Source organism: uncultured Lamprocystis sp., assembly GCF_903933125.1.
Classification (GTDB): domain Bacteria; phylum Pseudomonadota; class Gammaproteobacteria; order Chromatiales; family Chromatiaceae; genus Thiodictyon.
In genome coordinates this window covers 1-6111 of sequence record NZ_CAIZIZ010000318.1, presented here as the reverse complement: position 1 = coordinate 6111, position 6111 = coordinate 1, and the positions used below count along the sequence as shown (strand labels likewise).

At 64.3% G+C, this 6111-nt stretch carries 8 protein-coding genes; 4 read left to right on the top strand and 4 right to left on the bottom strand.

Annotation, left to right across the window (positions count from 1 at the left end; genetic code table 11):
* Positions 1–259, top strand: a 259-nt coding sequence (locus tag QZY03_RS16350; protein ID WP_295582882.1) for a hypothetical protein, incomplete at its 5' end; no start/stop codon positions are given.
* A gap of 141 nt (positions 260–400) precedes the next feature.
* Here the strand turns inward: QZY03_RS16350 and QZY03_RS16345 are convergent.
* A complete protein-coding gene (locus QZY03_RS16345; protein WP_295582880.1) occupies positions 401–928 on the bottom strand; it encodes a DUF882 domain-containing protein in 528 nt (175 codons plus the stop codon).
* A gap of 248 nt (positions 929–1176) precedes the next feature.
* Here QZY03_RS16345 and QZY03_RS16340 point away from each other — a divergent pair, with 248 nt between their 5' ends.
* Together QZY03_RS16340 and QZY03_RS16335 are read left to right on the top strand one after the other, a co-directional pair.
* Positions 1177–1812, top strand: a complete 636-nt coding sequence (locus QZY03_RS16340; protein ID WP_295582878.1) for an NUDIX domain-containing protein — start codon at positions 1177–1179, stop codon at positions 1810–1812.
* Between the two features lie 29 nt (positions 1813–1841).
* Positions 1842–2522: a lytic transglycosylase domain-containing protein gene (locus QZY03_RS16335; RefSeq protein ID WP_295582876.1), complete on the top strand. Its 681-nt coding sequence runs from the start codon at positions 1842–1844 to the stop codon at positions 2520–2522.
* A 9-nt stretch (positions 2523–2531) separates the two neighbouring features.
* On the opposite strand, the gene QZY03_RS16330 is transcribed toward QZY03_RS16335, so the two are convergent.
* Genes QZY03_RS16330 through QZY03_RS16320 form a run of 3 tightly spaced genes read right to left on the bottom strand, consistent with a single transcriptional unit; the run spans position 2532 to position 5194 of the window.
* Complete coding sequence (locus tag QZY03_RS16330) at positions 2532–3152, bottom strand: DUF3299 domain-containing protein (RefSeq protein WP_295582874.1); 621 nt, start codon at positions 3150–3152, stop codon at positions 2532–2534.
* 20 nt (positions 3153–3172) lie between these two features.
* Positions 3173–4444 carry an ABC transporter permease gene (locus QZY03_RS16325; RefSeq protein ID WP_295582872.1) on the bottom strand — a complete coding sequence of 424 codons (1272 nt, stop codon included), beginning with the start codon at positions 4442–4444 and terminating at the stop codon, positions 3173–3175.
* A 24-nt stretch (positions 4445–4468) separates the two neighbouring features.
* Positions 4469–5194: an ABC transporter ATP-binding protein gene (locus tag QZY03_RS16320; RefSeq protein WP_295582870.1), complete on the bottom strand. Its 726-nt coding sequence runs from the start codon at positions 5192–5194 to the stop codon at positions 4469–4471.
* A 212-nt stretch (positions 5195–5406) separates the two neighbouring features.
* On the opposite strand from QZY03_RS16320, the gene QZY03_RS16315 reads away from it, so the two are divergent.
* A complete protein-coding gene (locus QZY03_RS16315) occupies positions 5407–6006 on the top strand; it encodes a YceI family protein (RefSeq protein WP_295582868.1) in 600 nt (199 codons plus the stop codon).
* Positions 6007–6111 lie beyond the last annotated feature (105 nt).

Below are 6111 nucleotides of genomic sequence, written 5' to 3'. Positions count from 1 at the left end.
GCCCCTACAACCCAACAGGCTTTCTGCGCATGCGCAGTCGGGATGCCTATTCACGGAAATCGCCTTAGGGGCGACTAAAGTCGCCCCTACACGTTGGTACATTGTTTCCCGGAAATCACCTAACGTGTCTGGATATCAGGTCGCGATGCCTGAACGTCATGTCAGCGCCGACTGCTGTCCGTCGATGCGTCAGGCGCGACGCGCGTCTCTCCGCAAAAAACCAATGGATGAAATTAATAAAATTGCACAAAAAGCTTAGGACTTTTGTGTTGAACTTTCGCGCGTCTTGGCCGTGCCGGTTGCGCCCACGTAAAAAACGACGCGCGGCCTAGGGCCCGCGTCGTTATCGATTTGTCGGATCATCGGGCCGCTCAGCCCGACTGGATCGGGATCGGTTCGATCAAGCCCGCCAGTGCCGCACCGCACCCGTGTCGATGTGCACAAAGTCCGAGCCGGGGTAATAACCCACTCCGCCGCGGCCAAGGGCCAGTGCGGCGTCGCGGATTTCTCTGGTGGCCAAGTCGGGGAAGCGTATATCAAGTGCCTGACCGGACAGGTGCAGGCTGTTGCGGGCGACCCGATGGCCGGTCCGGCGCAACATGGCGTTGGTTTGCGGTGAGCGGTAAGCGCTCAGGATCTCGTAGCGGGCCTCGGTGTCGCCCAGCGACGCCTTGACGTCGTAGAGCAGGTCGAACAATTGCGGGTCGATCGGAACCTTGTCGCCGGTGCGGAAGTCCCGCAGAAACCAGTTGAGTTCCTGCAGTGCGCTGCGCTTGTAGTGGTCGCCGACCCGGTACACTAAAGAGACACGCTCATCGGTGTGCATGTGGTGTAGTGACAGTGCCCGTGGGCGTTCGGTTGGCCGTCTTGCCAGCGCGGGCGCCGCGACGGCGGACAGGGATAACCCCAGGAAATAACGTCTGTTCATGTTCCCCCCGGTACATTTGACGTTGTGATGGTGCAAGCGGATTATAGGTGGCTCGATCGGAAAAGCAATAGCAAATCGACGTGGATCGATATCCGTGCGTCGATTCTTGCAACGCACTAAGAAGTCAATATAACCCTACGAGAAAAATCGGGAAATAATGAGTGACTTGGCGACTACTTGATTCGGCTTCAGATTTGTTTCCGATGTACGGTCTCGCCGTTCACCGAAATCAGTGCTAAGGTTCGAGCATGACGACGAACGTTGAGATCATTCGTAGCGAGCCGCTCAGCGACGGGTTTCTGAGGCTCAATCGTTACCGTCTCGGCCTGGCCGTGCCGGGTTCGGGGGTGCGGGTCGTCGTAGACCGGGAGTGTATCGATGGCCTGCGCGCGGCGGTGGTATTGCCCTTCGATCCCGTGTCCGGTCAAGTCGTACTGGTCGAGCAGTTTCGGGTCGGGACACTGCACTCGGTTACCGGCGGTCTGACCTGGGAGCCGCCGGGCGGCGTGATCGCGGTGGGACACAGCGCGGCGGAAACGGCTCGGCGGGAGGCATTGGAAGAGACCGGATGCCGGCTCGGGGCCATGACCCGCATTGCTGTCTGTCACACCAGCCCCGGCTTCAGCGACGAGTGTGTGGACATCTACTGCGGCGAGTTGCTCGACACCGATCTCCCCGCGACCGCGGGTAATCCGCACGAGGGCGAATACACACGCATCGTTCTACGCGATCTGGATCGCGTGATTCATGATCTTGGTCATGGGCGGCTCACCGCGGCCACCCTTATCATTGCGGTCCAGTGGCTGGCGTTGAACCGCCATCGGATCGACGAACTTTGGGCGGCCGACCAGCGCGGGCCTGCCGCCGTCGATCTCACGCAGTGACTCGAATCTGGGGAACAGGGGGGGGTGGCATGCCGATCATCATCGTGGCACTGGTGTTTGCGGCGTCGGCGTTCGCCGCGACTGGCGTCCATGCGGACGTGTACAAATATGTAGACGCCAAGGGCAATACGTATTTCACCGACGCGCCGCTCAAGGGCGCCAAATACCGGCTGGAGTGGAAGCGCGAGTCGCGCGGTCTGGTCAACGAGAATCGCCAGCGGCTGGCGAGCCTGAACCCGCCGCTGGCCGCCGCGAACCCGGTCCCGTCCTCGGCCAAGTCGGCCGCGGTGAGCCAGTCATTGGCGGCCCGTCGCGCCCGTTTCGAACGGGTGATCAACGCCTACGCGCGGCTCAACAAACTGAGCCCGGAGCTGCTCCACGCCGTGGTCCGCACCGAATCCGCCTACAACCACGAGGCCGTGTCTCACGCCGGGGCTCAGGGTCTGATGCAGTTGATGCCGGGCACCGCGGCGCGCTACGGGGTCAAAGACAGTTTCAATCCGATCGAAAACCTGCGTGGCGGAGCGGCCTACCTGCGCGATCTGCTCGACCTGTTCGGTCAGGACCTCACGCTGGCCCTGGCCGGCTACAACGCCGGGGAAAACGCCGTCATCCGCAACGGCTATCAGATCCCGCCCTACTCCGAGACGCGCAACTATGTCCGCCAGGTGCTCCAGCACATGGGGTACGAGCGGCCGGCCGGTGGGTGACGTGCTTGCCTACTGGCTCGGCTCGTCATCGCTTTTGTAGGGCGCGATCCCGGTGGCCTCGATCCGGTACCCGGCGTCCGCCAGGTCACTGCTGGTCGGTGTGACCTTGAGGGTCCCGGTGACCCAGACGGTATCGAACAGTTCCCCCTCGAAGGCATTCTCCGACGCCAGTTTGACATAGACGGTCTGGTTGGCGGGCGGCGGCGGGACGTGAATGCAGGCGCCGTAGTAGGGAACCAGCAGAAATTCGGTGATCTTGGTCGACTCCGACTCCACGGGTACGATAAAGCCAGGTAGCCGTACCAGTTTACCGTCGAGTGCGGACACCACCGGGGCCTCGGCCCAGAGCTGTTTGAGTTTGCCCATGAGTTCTTTAGCCTGCGGGTCATCGTCCTGCAGGCTGTTGAGGTCGTACTTATCGAACAGGGTGTCCGGTTGCCAGTCCTCGGGGATCAGGGTGTCCCAGTCCAGGTCCTGGGGGGTCGCTGCCGTCAGTTCCGGAGCCGCGGCCGTCTCCGCGGCCGCGGTCCGAGCCTTCGCGGCATTCGCTTGGCCGTCATCCGATTGGCTGTCGCAGCCGGCTAGGGCGGCTGCCAATACCAACGCTGCCAGGGTGTCTATCAGACGCATATACCAAAGTCTCCAAGGGTTCAAACGCGAATCAGCAGCCCGTCCGACAGCGACAGGCGGTAGGCCCGATAGCCGGCAATCAGTCCGACCAGCACGCCGGCGGCGACCACCGCGGCCAGCAATAGGCCCTCCGCGGGGCTCGGTGGGCCGATGCCGATGACAAGCCCCAGCCGGTCGGTGATCAAGGGACCGCCCAGCAAGAGTACACCGTAGAGCAGCGCGACCCCCAGCAGGGCGCCGACCAGGGTGAGGAAGACGGCCTCCCCCAGGATCAGCGCGAGCACATGTGCCGGGCGCGCGCCCACCGAGCGCAGGATCGCCATCTCCCGGCGCCGCTCGTTCAGGCTGGTCAGCAGCGCGGTCAGCATACCGAACAGCCCGACCACCACAACCGCGGCGGAGACCGCCAACAGGGCCCGTTCACCGATACCGATCAGCCGCCAGAGGTCCGCCAACGCGACCCCAGGGAGGATCGCGAGCAGCGGCTCCTCCGGATAGTCGTTGACTGCGCGTTGGACCTGAAAGGTCGCGATGCGCGACTTGAGTCCCACCAGGACCGCCGTGATCGCCTTGGGCGTCAGTGCGCCGGTCGCGGCCAACTCCCGGGTTTGTGCCGCGTCCGGGGAGCGGCCCGGGGCCGCGGCACCGGATTCCCAACCGACATGGATGGCCTCGATCGCCGCGAGGCTCACATGCACGGTGCGATCCACCGGGGTCCCGGTGGGGGCCAGGATGCCGGCGACCCGGAAGGGTTTGTCGGTGTGACGGGCGAAGCTGACATCCCCGGTTCCATGGGCGATGACGATCGGGTCGCCCAGCCGGTAGCCCAGGGTCCGTGCCACCTCGGATCCCAAGACCGCATCGTAGAGATCCGCGAAGGGTTCACCCTGGGCCAGCGCGAGCCCGCGGTCACGGCTATAGCGGAAGTGCGCGAAATAGGTGGCGGTGGTGCCGAGCACGCGAAAGCCCCGGTGCGAGTCACCCAATGCGAGCGGGATGGTCCAGGCGACCTTGGGGAGGTTCGCAATCGCCTGATAGCTCTCCCAGGAGATGTTGTTGGTGGCGTTACCGATGCGGAACACCGCGTAGAGCAGCAGGTTGATGGGGCCGCTGCGCGCGCCGACGATCAGATCGGTGCCGGAGACCGTATTGGTGAAGCCCTCGCGCACCTCCCCGCGCAGCCGCTCCACCCCGATCAGCAGGGTGACGCTGAAGGCGATCGACAGCAGCGTCAAGAGCGCGGTGAAGCGCCGGTTCAGCAGGCTTTTCCAGGCGAGTATGAGAATTGGCATAGTGGGTGTTCGCCCCAGTGTCGGTCAGGCCGCGGCGCGGTTCAGTTCGGCGAGTCGCAGGGTGCGGTCGAACAGCCCTTCGAGACTCGCGTCATGACTGACGAAGACCAACGTCAGACCGGCCTCCCGACATTCCCGGAACAGCAGTTCGACGAAGCCGGCGCGCCGGTCGGCATCAAGGGCCGAGGTGGGCTCGTCCGCGATCAGGATCTCGGGCGCGCCGATCAGCGCCCGCGCCGCCGCCACCCGCTGCTGTTGGCCAACCGACAGTTCAGTCACCGGACGGGCGCGCAGGCCGGGGTCGTCCAGGTCCAGATGGGCCAGCAGGCGCACCGCCTCCGCGTTCAGGCTGCCGCCGCGCGCCAGGGCGCGGGCGCGGCGCCGCCGTGAGAAACGGCAGGGCAGGGTGACGTTGTCCAGCATCGAAAGATACGGAATCAGGTTGAACATCTGAAAGACGTAACCGACGTGATCGGCGCGGAAGTGGTCACGCTCCACCGCGCTCAGGCGATTCAGTGGCTGATCCAGCACGGTCAGGGCCCCGTCGCTCACGGGTAGCACACCGGACAGCAGTCCCAGCAGGGTGGTCTTGCCGCTGCCGCTCGGTCCCTCGATGAAGATCCGCTCACCCGGCTGAATGTCCAGCGCGTCGATGACCAACACCGGCGGCAAATCCGCCCGCCAGCGAAAGCGCAGGTCGCGGATGGCAATTGCCGCCGGGGCGGGCGAAGTCACGGGAACTGCGGTCATGGTTGATCGATACAAGTGAGTCGATGCGGCCAGGTGTCCAGGCATCGCGAATGTTACATTGTACCAGACGAGTCCGCACTTTTTGGTCTTGCGCATGGTATCCAGCCGGATGGCGGCGGATGCCTCGCCGGTTGTCGCCGACCCGGACCCCCACTTGTGATCCGCGTCCGGTGCGCCACCTTCAGGGGTGGATAACAACCTGGAGGAACACCATGCAACGTCCCGCTCTCACCACGCTCGGATTCGTCGCGTTCGCTTATGCATTCTCCGCCGCCCCGGCCTGGGCGGACTGGAATCTCGACCCGGCCCGCTCGCACCTGGCCTTCATCTCCATTAAGGGCAAGGACGTGGCGGAGATTCACACCTTCAAGGACATCGCCGGCACCATCGCGCCCGATGGTCAGGCGAAGGTCGTCCTGATGCTGGACAGTGTCGAGACCCTGATTCCCATCCGTGACGAACGCATGCGGGAGTTCCTGTTCGATACCGCCGACTACAAAGAGGCGGTGCTTACCGCCAAGATCGACCCGGAGCGGATCAAATCGATGGCCGTCGGCGAGATTGCCGAGATCACCGCCGAAGGGATCCTGGCCCTACATGGTCAGACCCAGCCCATGGTGCTGGTGGTGCAGGCCGCAAAGGTCTCCGCCAACACCGTGATGGTGGCGAGCGTCAAGCCGCTGGTGATCGATGCGGCCAAGTTCGGCATGAGCGACGGCGTGGAGAAGCTGCGCGAACTGGCCGGTCTTGCGGCCATCAGCAACGCGGTGCCGGTGAACTTCGTCCTGACCTTCGTGGACGGCGGGATCTGATCCGCGCACGCCAGGGCAACGCCCGCCGGTCGGACCTTGTCCTGCTGCCGGTGCCCGGACGTCGTGCACCGGAGGCTGAGGCTTCACCGTGAAAGTCGCGCAGCG

Coding starts and splice junctions, on each gene's coding strand:
- QZY03_RS16325 (WP_295582872.1), bottom strand. CDS start 4,444: ATGCCAATTCTCATACTCGCCTGGAAAAGCCTGCTGAACCGGCGCTTC.
- QZY03_RS16340 (WP_295582878.1), top strand. CDS start 1,177: ATGACGACGAACGTTGAGATCATTCGTAGCGAGCCGCTCAGCGACGGG.
- QZY03_RS16315 (WP_295582868.1), top strand. CDS start 5,407: ATGCAACGTCCCGCTCTCACCACGCTCGGATTCGTCGCGTTCGCTTAT.
- QZY03_RS16330 (WP_295582874.1), bottom strand. CDS start 3,152: ATGCGTCTGATAGACACCCTGGCAGCGTTGGTATTGGCAGCCGCCCTA.
- QZY03_RS16320 (WP_295582870.1), bottom strand. CDS start 5,194: ATGACCGCAGTTCCCGTGACTTCGCCCGCCCCGGCGGCAATTGCCATC.
- QZY03_RS16335 (WP_295582876.1), top strand. CDS start 1,842: ATGCCGATCATCATCGTGGCACTGGTGTTTGCGGCGTCGGCGTTCGCC.
- QZY03_RS16345 (WP_295582880.1), bottom strand. CDS start 928: ATGAACAGACGTTATTTCCTGGGGTTATCCCTGTCCGCCGTCGCGGCG.